Below are 18,703 nucleotides of genomic sequence, written 5' to 3'. Positions count from 1 at the left end.
CAAATAGTGGCAACTATTTGGGGCATGTCCAATTTTACAATAGGTTTCTTATCAGATACTTTAATCCGATCGTACGTTATTGTACAGAAATAATTCCTAAATCTTTCACACTTGCTTTGGCTACTTGCACGCCTTCAATGCTTTTTTTCATGTAACCAGCTACTGAGGGTTCGACAACAATCTTGTAAGTGCCTTCAGGCATACCAGGAAAGTAAAACTTTCCGGCTGAGTTTGCCAACGTACCTACAGTATCTACACCGGTAATAGCAAATACATTGGCTTGTGATTCCGCAGGACTAACTGTGCCAGTGATTGCTCCAGATGTGGCCACTGGGATGGCGCGAATAACGGGTTTAAGAAGATATTGATCGTTGCCCGTCTTTACAATCGATTTTGACGCATCAAAATCCAAAAGAAGTGTGTACGCTACATCCGGAATTAATTCATCTTGTACTTTGAGTTTAACGCCAGAGGATTGTCCGCTAGGTGTTTTTAGCGGATGTACAACGCCATTGACCCAAATTTCATTTCCTGAGTCATTAAGTTTGAGCCGAATTTCTTGGATCATACCAGAAGGAACATCCTGTCCGGCTATGACGGTATCTTTTCCCATTGTATAATTCAAAATATTAAATGGATCGGCGGCGACATCTATCGTTGTGCTACCCGAAGTAGTTCGGATCTCGATCGCATCGATGTGAAGATTGATCGCGTCATAGTAACCTGGAGCATCCGTAATTTTTACTGTGACAGGTGTTTTTTGTGAGGAGGGACCATCATTTTTGCTGCAGCTGCTTAAGAACACTAGGGTCGCTAGAGCAAGGAGAATAAAGTTCTTTTTCATAGTTAGTAACATTATGGTTACAGCTGGGCAAAACTTATGCCATTCTATAAATAAAACAAAGTCCCCAGGCCCCAAAAAATAACCCCAGATGGAATTGACCATACTGAGGTTGTTTCTATACTTCATAATGATTATTAATCCTTTCTATGGAAAAAGGACTCTTTGGGAATATCAATTACCTTTGAATCATTGAGACTGTATTGAAGTTTTAGGGTAAATCCGCCTCCAGCTTCAAGGAAATCTACAGCAATTGGATGGTAGCCTGGTTCTAAAGCAATCTGTCCACTTTTCATAATCGGTGCATGCTGCCCGTCATTATTGACGACGAGCTGATCATGTGTCCGCAAGACACCGCCATCATCGCAGGTGAAGTAGAAATTATAGATTCCTTTTTCCTTGACATAGATATATCCCCGTATTTTTGCACCAAATGAAGGCATTTTGATGGTATCGCTTAAAGCGACATTGCTGATCACTTCCTGGCGTACTTCGGGCCCTGTAATGGCCGAAGTGTTGGCAAAAGTTCCATTGAAAAGTGTTGCCATAAGCCCTGGGGCTATGCTATTTTCATTGGGTTTTACGCTCTTTTTCCAGGTATCATTTTTAAAATCAACCTGATAAAGTTCACTTTTTGCACCGGAAGAGGAGATTGTTGCAAAACGAATTGGCCCTTCTTTTTTAACCACGAGCGAACCGTTCAATACTGGGCTCTGCTGTGTTGGAAGGCTACCATCCGTTGTATAGTGTATTTGATTCTGTGGAAGTTCATTTACAACCTTTAGAACAGATTGTCCGTCAACAATAACCTGTGTTTCGGCGAATCCTGTGAGGTCTGGCATACGATAGCGTAAACCCATTTTGTTCCAAAGTCCAAAGTGCGCAATTACTCGATTTCTATAGCTATCATACAGCGGTTTGTTGGTCCATACACGTTCTGATAAAGCGCTTAACCGCGGGAGAATCATAAACTCCAACCGGGCGGTGGAAGGAATCATTTCTGTCCAGATATTGGCCTGAGCACCTTGGATCAGCGGTGCTTTTTGGCTGGAAATATCCGTAGGTACGACATTCATATTGTACACGGCATCCAGACTGCTGCTATTGGGTAAATAATCAAAATATAGCGGGTTTGTAGGTGTCATAACGACCCGGTGACCACGGTTTACAGCTTCTATCGGTGCATTTTTTACCCAACCACGCCAGTACATCACCATCATGCTCGTGTCTGAACTACCGTCTAATATTTCATCCCAACCAATGCTCTGTTTATTTTTTGAACGAATAAAACTGTTTACTCGTTTGACGAAATAACTTTGAAGATCATGTAAGTTCGCTATTTGCTTTTCTTTCATAAAAGCTTGAGCCGCTGCTGATTTTGACCAGGAGTCTTTTTCGACCTCATCGGCTCCGATGTGAATATAATGCGAAGGGAATAAGTCAATAATTTCGCCTAGTACGTTCTCAACAAAGGTATAGCTGCTCTCTTTCCAGGGGCTGATGGGGACAGAAAATTGCTTTCCCCAGCCCGCGGATTGGCTGTCCAATAGGAGTTCAGGATAGGCCTTGGTAGCCACCATCATATGTCCGGGCATGTCTATTTCAGGAATAATTTCTATCTGGCGACTGGCCGCATAGGCAACAATGTCCTTGATATCTTGTTGTGTATAGAAACCACCATATTCTTCCTTTCCGTTTGTTGTGCGGATCAATTCCTTCGGTAGATTAAAGTCGGGGTTCTCTTTGGCTTTCACAAAGCAGGCCGAATCTTGGTTGTTATAAGTACGCCAAGCCCCCTGTTCTGTTAGTTTAGGGTATTTCTTGATTTCTATGCGCCAGCCTTGATCGTCAGTTAAGTGCAAGTGAAATTTGTTGAACTTATAGGTTGCAAGCAGATCAATGAATTTATAGATATAATCTTTTGGAAAGAAGTGGCGGGCTACATCGAGCTCAACACCGCGCCATTTGAAAGCGGGCTGATCTTTTACGGTTACATAGGGAAGAGCAAACTTACCTGTTGTTCCCGAAAGTAGATACAATTGCTGGACTGTCTGTAAACCATAAAATGCGCCCTTTTCTGAAGAAGCGATGATTTGTATACCTTTTTGATCTATCTTCAATTCATACGCTTCATTTGAGAGGCCCTGGACTTTGATCAATTGCAGCGTGGCGTTTGTCTTCTTCACGCTTTTTTTGTTCAGTTGACCGAATAGCGATTGGTTGATCCATGCCGGCAGTGACGTAGAAGAAAATGCTGGATCAATAGCGTAGCCCAATTCTTGACCATTTAGCTGAAAAAGGCCCGGCCCGGCTTCCAGCTGTTGAGGAAACGGAATAAGTTGAGGAAGTATGTTTTTTTGTTGTGCAAAACTTAATGTCGGCAGGTACAGGGCACAGGATACAAGTAAGGTTGAGAAGATTTTATTCATAAATGTGTTTTTTGTGATTCACAAGTAGTTTTAGATTTTGCTGCAATATACCAATATTTCGGGTATCGGCCGGCAATTTTGGTTGATCTGTACTTCTTAGCATTATAAGCAAAGCATTTCTCCTAATATTGATATAAATGTTTGTTCGACATTTATATATTTATTCTTATCTTTAACTTGAAAATAACCTGTATTTGAATAGGCCTATAGTATGTTTATATCTTGAATATTTTCATTGCATAATTATTTTACTGCTGTTTTAAACAAGATCGTAAAAAGTTGCCTGTGGGTTAACTGCTTTGATATTTTGCAGAGAAGCCTTTCAATAAAGTAGGTTGGTGTTGTTAATTTATTGGTGGTGGTAGAGCTATGAAAAATTTTCTTATTAGCATTGTTTTCTTTTGTCAGTTGGCCCACGTTTATGGACAGCCTAATCGCGTCCATTTTTTCTCCCTTCAAGATGGTCTGACCAATCAGCAGGTGCTGGATATTGTGCACGATGATGACGGATTTATGTGGATAGCCAGCGAGCTGGGATTGAACCGGTATGCAGGGAAGTCTTTTAAATCATTTTATGCAACAGACAAGCCGGATGGGTTATCGGTCAATAGTAATGAAATCAATACCTTGCTTTATACCGACAAGAAATTGTATATCGGAACGCGGTCCAATGGCCTGAATGTACTTGACTTACGTACAAATAAATTTAGCTATTACACACATGACGGTACTAATCCGAAATCCATCGCGACAAATGATATAACCGATATGATTGAAGGGAAAGATGGAAAACTGTGGCTGGCCACCTATCATCAAGGTGTACAGCATTTCGATCCAATAACCAAAGAGTTTAATCATTTCAATAAGAAAAATTGTCCCGGACTTCCCGAGAATAGTGTTTGGTCTTTAGCTGAAGATCGCAGTAACATGCTTTACATTGGGCATGTAAATGAAGGCCTGACAATTTTGGATCCCGCCCGTCGGTCACTGAAACGATTGACTAATCAGAATACATTGGGTAAACTTCCTGATAATGAAATTAAAGTGTTGTTTTGCGATCAGGGGGGGAATGTGTGGATTGGAACCCGTAAAGGGTTGGCTGTATATCATCCGGCTTCAGGTCAATTACAGCAAGTCCCTTTGGCAGGATTAGCAAAAAATGGGAATGAACCTTTTGTCTACGCAATCAAGGAAATTGGCAATACCTTATGGATAGGAGGCGAGTCGTCGCAACTATTTTTGTTGCAGCCGAAATATACGTTTGATAAACGTTTTGAAGGCGTCCAGCACATACAGCTTTTTGATCTTGGCAAAGGTAATAATACCATGGTCCAGCATATCACTCCGGATCGGTTCGGAAATATTTGGCTGGCGTTATATGGTGGAGGTGTAGGGGTTGTTTCGCATATGGCTCCTTTTTTTAGTGTTTTTCCTTCAGACAATATGTTACCTGACCGATTGGCAACAGTGAGTAATGTATTAACTGGTGAAAATCGGACTCGACTGGTAACTGAGGGCTCGGGTATAGTAGAAATGAATGCTGAAGGCCGTTTGTTGGGACAAATTACCCAAAAAAACGGATTGCCCGACGATTTTATACTTACGGCATTTAAGGATCGGCATCAGCATGTATGGATGGGATTGCGGAAGGGCGGGATTGCTGTCCAATATGCTGGATCTTCCGATTGGCATATGATCGATTTAGGGGAGTCTGTGACCGAAGTTCGTGCGATATATGAGGATCATTTGGGGCACATTTGGATTGCTGCCCATCAAGGTCTTTTTATATACGATGGAGTGGCACACCATGTTCAAAAGCTTCTGATCAATAAGCCTATGCTTGGTGATTATGCACCGCGAACGCTAGTGGAAGATGGTCAGCACAATATGTGGGTAGGAACTTATGGGCAAGGACTCTATGTATATAATTCCGACCGTAAACTGCTTCGTAAGATGGACAATAAGAGTGGATTACGTAATAATACAATCAATCATTTGCTACGCGATAGAGATAATAATATTTGGATCGCTACAAACCACGGATTGGCCATGCAGGATGCAGGTAAGAAAATCGGTGATCTCGCAGTATTGTTACCCCCGGAAGGTAATGCTTGGCTGTTTGTCAATGGAGTTGCTGAGGATCATACCGGAAATATTTGGTGCGCAACCAAATCGGGGATGTTGCGCTATGTCCCGCAAGAGAGGCGTTTTCTCCACTACGACCAATCCTTTGGTTTACCCTTGGGTGGCTTTATCAACGGAAGCGTTGGAAAGGATGCAGAAGGACGCCTGTATTTTGGGATGCAAGAAGGGATGTGTTATTTCAATCCCACAGCTATTCCATCCGATTTACCTAGTTCACCTGTAAGTGTGAGCCGATTTATTGTTTTTCAATCGAGCGAATCCAATGCGCAGGTTGATAAATATCCGTCGGGCACAAAGACTATCACGCTCAATTATGAGGAAAATAGTTTTCGCATCGAACTTGCTGTCATGGATTTTGCTTTGGATGGATTGGTCGAATTTGGGTATCATTTGGAAGGACTCAATAATGACTGGATTTTTTTGGGCAATGAGACAAGCCTCGATTTTCGTAATATTCCCTATGGTGAGCACGAGCTGCTCATTCGTACGCGAATGAAAAACGGTCAGTGGTCGCAAGAGTATCAACGGCTGCTGATTAACATCGCGCCACCCTTTTATTTGAGCTTACCTGCTAAGGCATTTTATATGCTACTCGTGCTTCTAATTGGATATGTGATTATATCCTTTTATTTCAAAAGGATGAAAGCCGAATCGGAACTCAAACTTAAAGAACGGCAACATTTACAAGACGAACAGCTGCATGCCGAGCGGATGAACTTCTATACGCATATTACCCATGAATTACGTACACCCCTGACGTTGATCCTGGGTCCCCTTGAGGATCTGTCGCAAGAAAAGCAGCTTGCTGAGAAACACCGTGCGTTGGTTCAGACGGTTCAGAAAAGTGCCAATAGACTTTTCACATTGGTCAACCAGCTTTTGGAGTTTCGGAAGGTAGAATCGCAATTTAAACCCTTTGTTCCCGAAGCAGGATCCTTGGGCGAAATGCTCGCCGATCTGACACATAAATATAAAACATTGAATCACAAACCTGGTCTTCGCGTATCGTCCGAGCTCCCTGCCGAGGATATACGTACGTCGTTTGATGCAGAAATTGTGCAATTGATTGTCGACAATCTATTGTCGAATGCGTATAAATACACAGCGTCGGGCTATATTAAACTAAGCCTGCGCTACGAAGGTGCAGATCTAAATCATTGGGCCATATTGTCTGTAGAAGACACGGGGGTTGGTATTGCCGAAGAAGATATTGAGCGGATTTTCAAAAAGTATTATCAGATTCCAGGCACAGGTACGCAAGGTACAGGAATTGGCCTTGCTTTGGTCAAGGAACTAGTTGCAATACATCATGGAAAGGTAGAGGTAAGTAGTACGTTTGGGCTAGGCACTACATTTACGGTCAAGCTAAAAGTAGATCAAGTTGTCGCACAAGAAAGCGAACCGCCCACGGCTTCGCAGCGCCCCCTGATTCTACTGGTCGAGGACGATTCGGAGCTCAGGGAGTATCTGGGAACTACCCTGCAAAGGCATTATGATGTGGTACTTGCTGAAAATGGAGCTGCGGGCTATAAAACGGCGATGGCACGAATACCTGATCTGGTGATCAGTGATATTATGATGCCCGATATGGATGGCTTTGAGCTGGTACAGCAGCTCAAACAGGAACGCAGTACAAGTCATATTCCACTGCTACTATTGACGGCGAAAAACACCGATGCAGACCGGCAACGGGGCTATGATCTGGGGATAGACTCCTATCTGATCAAACCTGTTACGGCAGCTTTACTCTTCAAACGTATCGACAACCTATTGAGCCGACAGAAACAGATCAATGAACTGATTTTGGAAAGTTTAAACAGCAAATCACCCTATTCAGATGATTATACCGAGCAAAAACCTCCTGAGGAGCTGTGGCGGGAAAATGAATTTGTTCAGGATTTTATGCAGATTGTCGAGCAGCATATGCAGGATGAAGTATTGGACGCTGCTGCCCTTGCTGACCGAATGAATATGAGTCAGTCTACCTTATACCGCAAGTTGAAGGGGATCACAGGTAAAAATATCAATCAGCTGGTTCGCAAGATACGTATCCATAAGGCTGCGGATCTACTTCGGACGGGGAAATATAATGTGACTGAAGTGTCGTTTATGGTCGGAATCAATAGTGCAATTTATTTTCGGCAGTGCTTTAAGGAAGAGTTTGGCCAGCTACCTTCCGAATACCAACGAGCCGACAATAAGATCCGGGTAACGTATTAAAAGAATACACAAACGCTCATAATGCCCCTGCTACTCCTCCGTGGCGAGGGGCATTTTTTTTCGCATAAAACAGCCTCCTCATGGCAGACCGATAAAGCAGGCTCAGGTTTCATCAAACAGGAAATATGCCTTAAATATATTATAAAAGCTGTTTTTGACTGAAAATTATATGATTTTTGACGGATTTGTATATGATGTAATGCTGCAAAATGGGCTAAGTTTGAGGTATTATCCAATTATAAAATCTAGGTAGGGGTGGCAACGATGCAAAAGAAATAACCAAAGTAGACCATAGTTTACCATCATATTGTCTTGTCCGGCTAGATTGTATTATTTACTGTTTAATTCGTATTTAAATTTATGAAAAACTTAAAGATTGCTTCTTTTTACACCATGTTGAGTGTGATGCCAACATTGCTGTATGCGCAGGAGAAGGTTACGGGACAAGTTTTCAACAAAGCAAACGAGCCTATCGTTGGTGCGAGTGTACTCCTTCTAGAAGGGGGAAAGGGAACCTCAACAGACAAATCGGGGAAATTTGAGCTGAATGCCAACAAAGGAACGCTCGTTGTGTCATTTGTTGGATATAAGACTCGCCGAGTTCCATTGGATGGAACAACAAATTTAAAAATCCAGCTCGAGGCAGATGAAAATGTTTTGGAGGATGTCGTCGTTGTTGGTTATGGTAAACAGTCCAAACGTAATATTACGGGGGCAGTAAGCAATATTAAATCAGAGGATATTGTACGGTCATCATCGACGACAACTGCTGGGGCTTTGGCAGGAAAGGTGCAGGGGATCTCCGTGCGTGCCAAAGACGCGCGTCCCGGTCGTGGTGCAGCGATTGAAATCCGGAATATGGGCTCGCCATTATATGTAATTGATGGGGTTGCCTACGGAGGTCAGGAAGGTACGGACTGGGTCGGTACACAGAATGGCTCCGGAGCAGATATCTTCAACTCGCTAAATCTCGAAGATATTGAGAGTATCTCTATTTTGAAAGATGCCGCAGCGGCAGTATATGGATTCCGTGCTTCTAGAGGTGTTGTACTTATTACCACCAAAAAAGGAGCAAAAGGAGAAAGTGCAAAAATCAATATTAATGGCTACCAAGGCTGGCAGAATTTGACACGTTTTCCGACCATGGCAAACGCGAAACAATACACGCGTGGATTGGTTGAGGCTGCGCAGAATGAAAACCGCGATCCGAAGACGGTTTATACGCCCGAGGAGTTGGCTAAATGGCAGGCTGGAACAGAGCCTGGCTACCAAGGCTATGATTATTATGATATGGTGATCCGTAAGAATATCCCACAGCGATACATCAATGCCAATGTCACCGGTGGAAGTGAAAAATCAAATTATTTCCTGTCATTGGGCCACCTCAATCAGGATGCAATGATCAAGGATTTCAATTATAAGCGAACCAATTTTCAGGCCAATATGGAAGCTGAGGTACTCAAAGGACTTACAGTGGGTACACAGATTTCAGGAAGACATGAGGGAACCCAGGATGTTGGCTTACCAGGTGGAGATGGCTACTTCTCCTCGATTTTGGCTATTATGAAAAATAGACCGACGGTAGGCCCTTATGCAAATGACAATCCAGAGTATATCAATCATACAAATGATTTTCCCTATAACCCGGCGCTCTTTAGTCGCGATATCGCCGGCTATAAAGACAATAAATACCTTGCTGGAAACGTGAATCTCTTTGCGGCCTATAAGACAAATTTTGGTTTGTCGGCAAAGGGAACTGTTTCTTACAATTATACCAATAATAAATTTGAAGGCTTCCAATATACCTATGATGTATATCGATACGAAAATAATGCCTATAAGCGAACTGGCGGAAGTGATGCTGGCTGGCGTTACGATACCACGAGGGAGATTGTTTCTCGGTTTGCGCAGTTCCAGATCGATTATAACAAGCAGATCGGCGATCACACTTTCGCAGGAATGTTAGGCTATGAGCGCTCAGACTGGGACCGGACGTATAAAGCGTTGGGCGCAAATCCTTCGAACAATTATATCCCGTTGTTGAGACTGTCGGAGCTCAATAGTTTGGCCGATGAATGGGCTTACGAGGCTCGGGCTGGATATATTGGCCGTATCAATTACAACTACAAGGGCAAGTATCTTCTGGAAGTTCTGGGCCGTTATGACGGGTCCTTTAAATATTATGAGGGTAAACGCTGGGGATTGTTTCCAGGAGCATCAGTAGGTTGGCGTATTTCGGATGAGGGGTTCTTCAAGCCTTTGAAATCCGTCGTGAGTGACCTTAAAATCCGTGCTTCGATCGGGCAAACCGGACTTGAAGAGGGTGTGGGAATGCATGATTACCTTGCCGGATATAATTGGGCGGCTGGAAGTGCTGTCTTAGACGGAGCCTATGTACCCGGGGTACAGCCAAGAGGTTTACCAGTGCGCAACCTCTCCTGGGTTAAAAATACCAATTATAATATGGGGGTCGATGCAACCTTGTTGAATAATAAGCTGACATTGACGGCGGATATCTTTAAAATTATCCGTACTGGATATCCTGGAAAACGATACGATGTCCTATTACCAGCTGAAATCGGTTATGACCTTCCCAATGAAAACCTCGGTAAGAACGGCTATTATGGTGCGGAAGGTATCATTACTTATACCGATAAGGTCGGTGAACTTAACTATGTTGTCAGTGGGAATATGACTTTTTCACGTTATCGTGACCTAGAAACCTATAAGCCTCGTTTCAGTAATTCGTGGAATGAATACCGTAACTCGATTGAAGACCGCTGGGGTGGCGTATGGTGGGGATACCAAGTTGTCGGAAGATTTCAGTCGGAAGAAGAGATCCGTAACCATCCGATCAATAATGATGGTCAGAACAATAGGACACAACTTCCTGGTGATCTGATTTATAAAGATGTAAACGGCGACGGTGTTATCAATGATATGGATCAGCGTCCGATCGGTTATCCGACAGGTTGGGCACCGATGATGAGCTTCGGTGGCCGGATAGGACTTGACTGGAAGGGTATCAACTTAAATATTGATTTGGCCGGTGGTGCGGTGCAATCCTGGTTTCAGGATTATGAGTTACGTAATGCCTTCCATGGTGGTGGTAATTCTCCAGCCTACCTGCTGGAAGATAGATGGCATCGCAAAGACCCTTATGATCCAAACAGCGAATGGATTCCGGGACGCTACCCTGCGATTCGTAACGGCAACTCGGGTCCCAATAGTCGAAACAGTGATTTTTGGTTGACCAATGTGCGTTACCTCCGAGTCCGCAACCTGGAGGTTGGATACAATCTGCCAAAAGCATGGATTCAAAAGATTAAGGCCGAAAAAATACGGTTCTATATCAATGCTTCAAACTTGATTTCGTTTGACAATGTCAAAGACTACCAGATTGATCCCGAGATCGAAGCGAGAGCAGCAGTAGTATATCCACAGCAAAGGGTATTTATGGTTGGATTTAATATGACTTTTTAACATGAAACTACGATTTAAACTTACCTACATAGGCGTTGCTTTATTGACCTTGTCCTCGTTGAGCAGCTGCAATCACGACGATTGGTTTGACCGGGATTCAAAATCATTGATTACCGATGCACAGCTTTGGAATGATCCGAAACTGTTGACTTCACTCGTCGCCAATTATTACGATAGAATGCCAACGTTACATGGTGTTTTCAATACAGGAGGAATGACCGAATTGGATGATGCGATGTGGTCGGGACATCGCGATCAAAACTGGCGTAACGATTACCAATTTGGTGACGATTACGGTCGCTATTGGGACTATGGACTTATTCGGGATCTGAATCTTTCCCTAGAAAATATCGATCAGTTCAGTACACAATTGTCTGATGCACAACGCAAGCAGTATAAAGCCGAATTACGCTTCATCCGCGCTTTTGTTTACTTCGAACTCGTCAAACGCATGGGAGGGGTTCCGATTGTCACTACGCAACTTATCTATGACTTTAGCGGCGATCCAACACCATTGCAGGTGGCACGTGCCAAAGAGTATGAAGTCTACGATTTTATTTACAAAGAACTGGAAGAGATCAAGGAAGATCTCGCCGTCTATAATGCCAGTAAGACCAGAGCCAACAAGTATACGGCATTAGCTTTGGAAAGTCGGGCAATGCTTTATGCGGCATCCATCGCGAAATATAATAATCTGATGGCCTCACCGATAACGACTGCAGGGGGAGAAGTGGGAATTCCTGCCAATATGGCTACTGGGTATTATACCAAGTCGCTGGCTGCCTCCAAGGAAATTATGAACGGTCCCTATGCGCTTTACAATGAGAATGCCGATAAAGGTGCCAATTTTTATGATATGCTCAATAAGAAAACTGGTGCTGAGGTCATCTTTGCAAAGGATTTTGTAACGAGTTTAAAAGTTCACCGATTTGCTTATGACAATATCGTCAGAAGTCTGACCGAAGACAATGAGTCGTCATCGACGATTTCGCCTTCATTGAGCCTTGTAGAAAGTTTTGATTATCTAGACGGTAGCAAAGGTACATTACATGATAAAAACGGCGCAGGAAATTACGTAGCCTACCAAAATATCAACGATATTTTTGCAAATAAAGATGCCCGTTTGTTTGGAACGGTGATTTATCCGGGAACTTCATTCCGCGGACGTGCTGTAAGTATTCAGGCTGGAGTGGCAACTTGGGGGGCAAATGGAGCCTACCAGTTTACTGCAGCACCACAACTGGGACAGAATTATGCGAGTGGTGGTTTGTGGACCGGCTTTGATGGACCGCTTTATGATGCACAGGACGTCAGCAACACCGGTTTCTATATCCGGAAATTTGTCAGTGATGCGCCGGCGGCCAGCACACGTGGTACATCAGCTGCTAACTGGTGGCCGTGGTTTCGTCTGGGTGAAATTTATCTCAACGCGTCAGAAGCTGCATTTGAGCTGGGGCAGACTGTAGATGCAAGAACTTATGTCAATAAGTTGCGGGAAAGAGCAGGATTTCCGGCCAATAGCATCAGTAATCTAACGATGGATATCATCCGCAACGAGCGTCGTGTTGAACTTGCCTTCGAAGATCATCGTTACTATGATCTTAAAAGATGGCGTATTGCACATTTGGTGTGGGACGGATCTGAAAATGATCCCAACGCGGTTGTATATGGACTATATGCTTATCGTGTCGTGCGCCCAGGGCATGCCGATGACGGTAAGTATATCTATGAACGGGTAAGACCTGCGCGTTTCAGAAAGGCACGCTTTTTCCGTATGGCCAATTATTATGCATCCATTAGTCAGGATGTCATCAATAAAAATCCTAAAATAGTTAGAAATCCATTCCATTAATCTAATTGAACCATGAAAATAAAATTTTTAAGCTTATTGGTAGCTTTTGCAAGTCTACTCGTTGTAGGTTGTGAATATGATAATTTTGAAGCTCCAAAATCAACCCTTTCAGGACGCGTTGTTTATGAGGGGAAGGCAATTGGCGTTCGGAATAACGGCCCTCAATTGGAATTATGGCAGGATGGGTACCCGCTTCGCTCAGCAATACCCGTATATTTTGATCAGGATGGCTCTTTTTCTGTTAGTCTTTTTGATGGCGAATACAAATTGGTGCGGAAAGGAGATTCACCATGGCTGCAACAGGCAACTGATACGGTTTTGGTACAAGTGAAGGGGAATACGACCATTGATGTACCTGTAACACCCTATTTTACGGTGACAAACGAGTCTTTTCAAAAAAATAATAACAGTATTTCGGCTAACTTTACGGTGAACAGAATAGTAGGTACGGCAAATTTGGAGTTTGTGCGTCTTTACCTCGGTAAATCTGTCTTGACAGATCAGGTACAACGCGAGCTACGTGTGGACGCCAATTTGGCTAACATTGCTTTCGGTCAACCGACGAGGATTGTCGGAGAGTTGCCGGACAATTTGAAAAACCTCGATTATGTGTTTGCCCGAATAGGGGTGAAAGCTACGGTATCGGGAGATTACTACTATACTGCCGTTCAAAAAATAGCTTTAAAATAGGTGCTGACGACAAGTTAAATGGTCAGATTACGAAGCCACGGGATCAAATCCCGTGGCTTTTAGAGATGCAAAAATGTATAGACGCGAAAATAAGCCAATGCTTATTTCTTCAACTAAATCTTCATGAAAAAAAACGGAATTTCAATCTTAGTTACCTTATTTTTAATACATGCTACGTGCGGTGTTTTTGCACAGGCTTATCGCAGCGGACCTACCGACAAAGATTTTGCAGGTTACTTATTTGCCTATTTCAAAGGGAATGCTGTTGTAGACGAAGCTGTTTGTTTTGCGATCAGCACAGATGGCTATACCTATCGCGCGTTGAATGACAATCAGCCTATCCTGGATTCGAAGATAATCAGTAAAACCGGCGGTGTTCGGGATCCGCATATTCTCCGTGGCGAAGATGGAAAAACATTTTATATGGTGCTCACCGACATGACTTCCTCCAAAGGCTGGGATTCTAATCGGGGTTTGATCCTGCTAAAATCCGAAGACCTTGTCCATTGGTCCCATCAGGCAATCGATATACAGCAGCGTTTCAAAGGTCAGGAAGCGTTGAAAAGAGTATGGGCGCCCCAGACTATATTTGACCCTTCGGTGGACAAATATATGGTGTACTGGTCCATGCAGCACGGAAATGGTCCAGATATCATCTACTATGCTTATGCAAACAAGGACTTTACAGATTTTGAAACCGAACCTAACGTGCTGTTTCTTCCAAAAAATGGTAAATCCTGTATCGATGGCGATATTATTGCAAAGAATGGTTTGTTCTACCTTTTTTACAAGACCGAAGGACATGGAAATGGCATTAAGCTAGCGATAACTGATTCCCTGACTTCGGGTAAGTGGATTGAACAACCGGGCTATAAACAGCAGACCAATGATGCTGTGGAAGGATCCAGTGTCTTTAAACTCAATCAGTCGGACAAATATATCCTGATGTATGATGTCTATGGTAAGGGGAAGTATCAATTCTGCACCTCTGAAGACCTTGATCGTTTTAAAGTAATCGACCATCAAATTGACATGGATTTTCATCCACGGCATGGGACCATCATTCCTATTTCAAGACAAGAAATTCTGGATTTGACCACCAAATGGGAGAAACCCAAAGATATGGAATTCACATTCAGAAAGAATCCAGTATTGGATGGCTTTTATGCCGATCCGGATGTCCTCTATTCCAATAAAACAAAGAAATACTATATCTATCCAACGAGTGATGGCTTTGACGGTTGGGGTGGTTATTATTTTAAAACTTTTTCTTCCACAGATTTAAGTCATTGGAAAGATGAGGGTGTGATTTTGGATCTGAAAAAAGATGTTGCTTGGGGGCCTCGACATGCATGGGCACCTACAATTACGGAAAAGAAAATCAAGAACGATTATAAGTACTATTATTACTTTACAGCGGCCCAAAAGATTGGTGTTGCGGTGGCCGATTTGCCAACAGGCCCATTTAAAGATTCAGGTAAACCCTTGATCGATTTCAAACCAAATGGTGTAAAAGGAGGGCAGGAAATTGACCCTGCAGTGTTTAACGATCCGAAATCGGGAAAAAGCTACCTGTATTGGGGAAATGGCTACCTAGCTGTTGCTGAACTCAATAAGGATATGATCTCGATTAAAAGAAATACAATCAAAGTGTTAACACCCGACAAGACTTTCCGGGAAGGCGCCTATGTTGTCTACCGAAAAGGTCTTTATTATTTCTTTTGGTCGGAGGATGACACCCGAAGTGAAAATTATCGGGTACGTTATGGAACCGCGACTTCTCCAGATGGACCGATCACTGTTCCTGAAAATAATTTAGTCTTGCAAAAGGATCCTACCCAAGGAATTTATGGTACAGGACATAATTCTATTTTGCAGATTCCAGGTAAAGATGAATGGTATATTGTATATCATCGTTTTAATTATCCCAAAGGTATCGATATGGGCGATGCTGCTGGGTTTAATCGAGAGGTGTGCATGGACCGGTTATTTTTTGATGATCAGGGCCATGTATTGCCTGTCGTTCCTACACTTTAATCACTAAACCTAATGCATATAGTACAATGAAAAAAATAATAAGAAATCTGGCTGTTTTAGCTGTGTCAAGTTATTTGGGTATGAATAGCTTATATGCACAGCCCGGATTTGGTATCGCCGAACGTGTGAATTCTGATTGGCGTTTCCATTTGGGCGATATTGAAGGACAGGCAAACGCTGAAAAGAATCGCGCAGGCTGGCAGCCCATTAGTTTGCCCCATGATTGGAGCGTAAAATATCCACTGAGCCCAACGCTAGCCAGTGCGACGGGCTATTTACCCGGCGGCATTGGCTGGTATCGAAAACAACTGACCATACCAGTGGAAGATCAGGGGAAAAGGTTGTTTCTATATTTTGAGGGGGTTTACAACCGAAGCGAAGTTTTTGTCAATGGTAAATCGGTTGGAAAGCGGCCCAATGGCTACGTTTCCTTTTCGTACGATATCACACCATACATTGAGTTTGGGAAGGAAAATACCATTGCTGTTAAGGTCGACCATAGTAAAAGCGCCGATTCAAGATGGTATACAGGATCAGGAATCTATCGCGATGTATGGCTTGTAAAGGCGAATACGCTGCATATCGATCAATGGGGAGTCTATGCATATCCAGAACTAAGACAAGGAAAAGGAATTTTAAATACAGAAGTAGCCCTTGTCAACAGTATGCAAGTTGCTGCCCCGATTAAAGTGGAACAGGAGCTGCTTGATCCAACAGGAAAGGTGGTTGCCAAAAAGTCGCAGAAAGTGCAGGTCGGGGCCGCGGGTAAGGCAACTGTAACACAGCAATTGGCAGTATCGAATCCATCGTTGTGGAGTTTGGATCAACCCACACAATATACCCTGCGGACCATCGTAAGCCAAAATGGAAAGCGGATTGATCAGTCAGAGGTGAAAACAGGCTTTATGGCCTTTACATTTGATCCGAACAAGGGCTTTGCCTTAAACAATTCCTGGATGAAAGTCAAAGGTGTTTGTTTGCATCACGACGCTGGGGTATTGGGAGCTGAAATGTATACTGAAGTATGGCGCCGCCGACTGCTCACCTTAAAATCTTTGGGGGTTAATGCCATTCGAACCAGCCATAATCCGCAGGCATCATCACTTTATGCTTTATGTGATGAGCTCGGTTTACTTGTTATGGACGAAGCCTTCGACGAGTGGGAGTACCCGAAGAGGAAATGGTTACAGGGATGGAATGTCGGGACACCGGGTTTTGAGGGATCATACGACTTTTTTGAATCCTGGGGAGAGCAGGATCTGGCCGATATGGTCAAAAGAGACCGCAATCACCTTTCGATCTTCGCTTGGAGCATAGGCAACGAAGTGGATTATCCAAATGACCCTTATTCACATCCTGTCCTTAACGGCGAGAAGAAGGAAGGTGGTTTCACGCAGGCCTCGTATGGTGGTTACAAAAAGGATGCACCAGATGCGATGCGATTGGGGGATATCGCCAAACGCTTGGCTGCGGTTGTGAAAAAATATGATAAAAGTAGGGCTGTTACAGCAGGGCTTGCTGGGGTAGCGATGTCGAATGAAACAGCCTATCCTGGAGCACTTGATATTGCAGGGTACAATTATACCGAAAGTCGTTATCAACAGGATCATCAGCGCTATCCAGCACGCGTAATTTTTGGAAGCGAGAATCGACACGATCTTCCAGCATGGCTTGCGGTACGTGACAACAACCATATATTTGGCCAATTTTTGTGGACAGGTATTGACTACCTCGGAGAGTCGGGGCGTTGGCCTTCACGTGGATTTTATTCAGGACTGCTGGATTTCGCAGGTTTTATCAAGCCGCGAGGCTATTACCGTCAATCACTGTGGTTGGATAAACCGATGGCCTACTTGGGTACTTATCCATTGCAGGGAGGTGCCGCAGCTACAGATGTTTGGTCTGCATTGGAATCTGAACAGGGGCAACGGAAAAATGAGGCACCTTCCATGGACGCCTGGCCAGTCTGGAACTACCAAGAGGGACAGCAGATCAGGGTGGTCTGTTATACCAATAGTGCTAGCGCGCGCTTAGAATTGGATGCTCAAGTGGTGGGCGAAAAGAAAAACTACGATCAGAAAACAGGGATCATCTTTTGGGACATTCCTTATAAAGCAGGAAAGCTAGAGGTTGTGGGTTTGGATGCGAATGGCAAGGAGGTCGTTCGGCATGCGATTCAATCCAGCGAGAGACCCGCAGTTATTCAAGCTGTCATGTTGGGTAATCAGCAAGTCGAAGCTGGTGGAGTGATCCAAATTGCTTTGCAGATCCTGGATGAAAAGGGCGTTCCTGTCGTTATTTCGGAGGATGAAATTACCTGTGATATCGTGGGAAATGCGCGTCTACTAGGAATGGAAGCTGGAAATAACGCCGATATGAGCGATTATACGGACAAGAAGCAGCGCGTTTATCACGGAAAGATGATCACTTATGTTCAGGCTTTGGGTAAATCTGGAGAAACGGTCGATGTACGTTTTACCGCACCTTGGTTGAAAACAGCAACGGTAAAATGCCGGATAAAATAATCCTCTTTTTGTTTTTTGTTCGCACAGATCCCGACTATTCTATTTGCTATGAATTTATTCTGATTTTGATGAGTGTCATAATTGCTTTATAAGGTTATAGCTAATAAGATAAACTTTAAAACTGGAATATACGAATACCAAATTATCACTAAAAACAATTTTTAATCAATTTTTATACAGTGATTAGTCATTATTTATTCAGTTCGTACTGAGTAATCACTGAACGAGCACTGAACAAGCACTGTTAAAAGGTGCAGTTGGATACCTATTTGGTACTCACTTGCTACAACTTAAAATTAACCGCATAAAAAGGGAACAAACTATACTTGTGCTTGAGCGTAGTGTTGAAGAATTGTTTGAACTTGAAGACAAAGATTAAAGTCATTTTGCAAATAGTTCTTGTCCTGAAGAAGTTACAAGGATGATAGATTTCAATTGGAAGAGGATGTTGATGCTTTGTCAAAAAATAAGTAAGGACTGT

At 43.3% G+C, this 18,703-nt stretch carries 8 protein-coding genes; 6 read left to right on the top strand and 2 right to left on the bottom strand.

The genetic code is table 11. The annotated features are described in order from the left end of the window. Positions 1 to 76: 76 nt before the first annotated feature. Both B4Z47_RS02055 and B4Z47_RS02050 read right to left on the bottom strand, forming a co-directional pair. Positions 77 to 844, bottom strand: a complete 768-nt coding sequence (locus B4Z47_RS02055) for a DUF4382 domain-containing protein (RefSeq protein ID WP_167450495.1) — start codon at positions 842 to 844, stop codon at positions 77 to 79. A gap of 134 nt (positions 845 to 978) precedes the next feature. After that, complete coding sequence (locus tag B4Z47_RS02050) at positions 979 to 3,270, bottom strand: family 20 glycosylhydrolase (RefSeq protein WP_115050419.1); 2,292 nt, start codon at positions 3,268 to 3,270, stop codon at positions 979 to 981. Positions 3,271 to 3,639: 369 nt separating this feature from the next. Between B4Z47_RS02050 and B4Z47_RS02045 the strand changes: the two genes are divergently transcribed. From B4Z47_RS02045 to B4Z47_RS02020, 6 genes are all read left to right on the top strand, one after another. Beyond that, positions 3,640 to 7,635, top strand: coding sequence for a hybrid sensor histidine kinase/response regulator transcription factor (locus B4Z47_RS02045; RefSeq protein ID WP_286726669.1), 3,996 nt, complete (start codon positions 3,640 to 3,642; stop codon positions 7,633 to 7,635). A gap of 360 nt (positions 7,636 to 7,995) precedes the next feature. Continuing rightward, positions 7,996 to 11,118 carry a SusC/RagA family TonB-linked outer membrane protein gene (locus B4Z47_RS02040; protein WP_070568055.1) on the top strand — a complete coding sequence of 1,041 codons (3,123 nt, stop codon included), beginning with the start codon at positions 7,996 to 7,998 and terminating at the stop codon, positions 11,116 to 11,118. 1 nt (position 11,119) lies between these two features. Beyond that, positions 11,120 to 12,970, top strand: coding sequence for a RagB/SusD family nutrient uptake outer membrane protein (locus B4Z47_RS02035; RefSeq protein ID WP_115050423.1), 1,851 nt, complete (start codon positions 11,120 to 11,122; stop codon positions 12,968 to 12,970). A gap of 12 nt (positions 12,971 to 12,982) precedes the next feature. Further along, positions 12,983 to 13,660, top strand: a complete 678-nt coding sequence (locus B4Z47_RS02030) for a DUF3823 domain-containing protein (RefSeq protein ID WP_115050425.1) — start codon at positions 12,983 to 12,985, stop codon at positions 13,658 to 13,660. Between the two features lie 123 nt (positions 13,661 to 13,783). Further along, complete coding sequence (locus tag B4Z47_RS02025) at positions 13,784 to 15,697, top strand: family 43 glycosylhydrolase (protein ID WP_115050427.1); 1,914 nt, start codon at positions 13,784 to 13,786, stop codon at positions 15,695 to 15,697. A gap of 26 nt (positions 15,698 to 15,723) precedes the next feature. Then, complete coding sequence (locus B4Z47_RS02020) at positions 15,724 to 18,222, top strand: sugar-binding domain-containing protein (RefSeq protein ID WP_115050429.1); 2,499 nt, start codon at positions 15,724 to 15,726, stop codon at positions 18,220 to 18,222. Positions 18,223 to 18,703 lie beyond the last annotated feature (481 nt).

This window comes from Sphingobacterium sp. UBA2610, assembly GCF_002339225.1.
GTDB lineage: Bacteria > Bacteroidota > Bacteroidia > Sphingobacteriales > Sphingobacteriaceae > Sphingobacterium > Sphingobacterium multivorum.
This window is presented reverse-complemented; position numbering and strand designations above follow the sequence as displayed.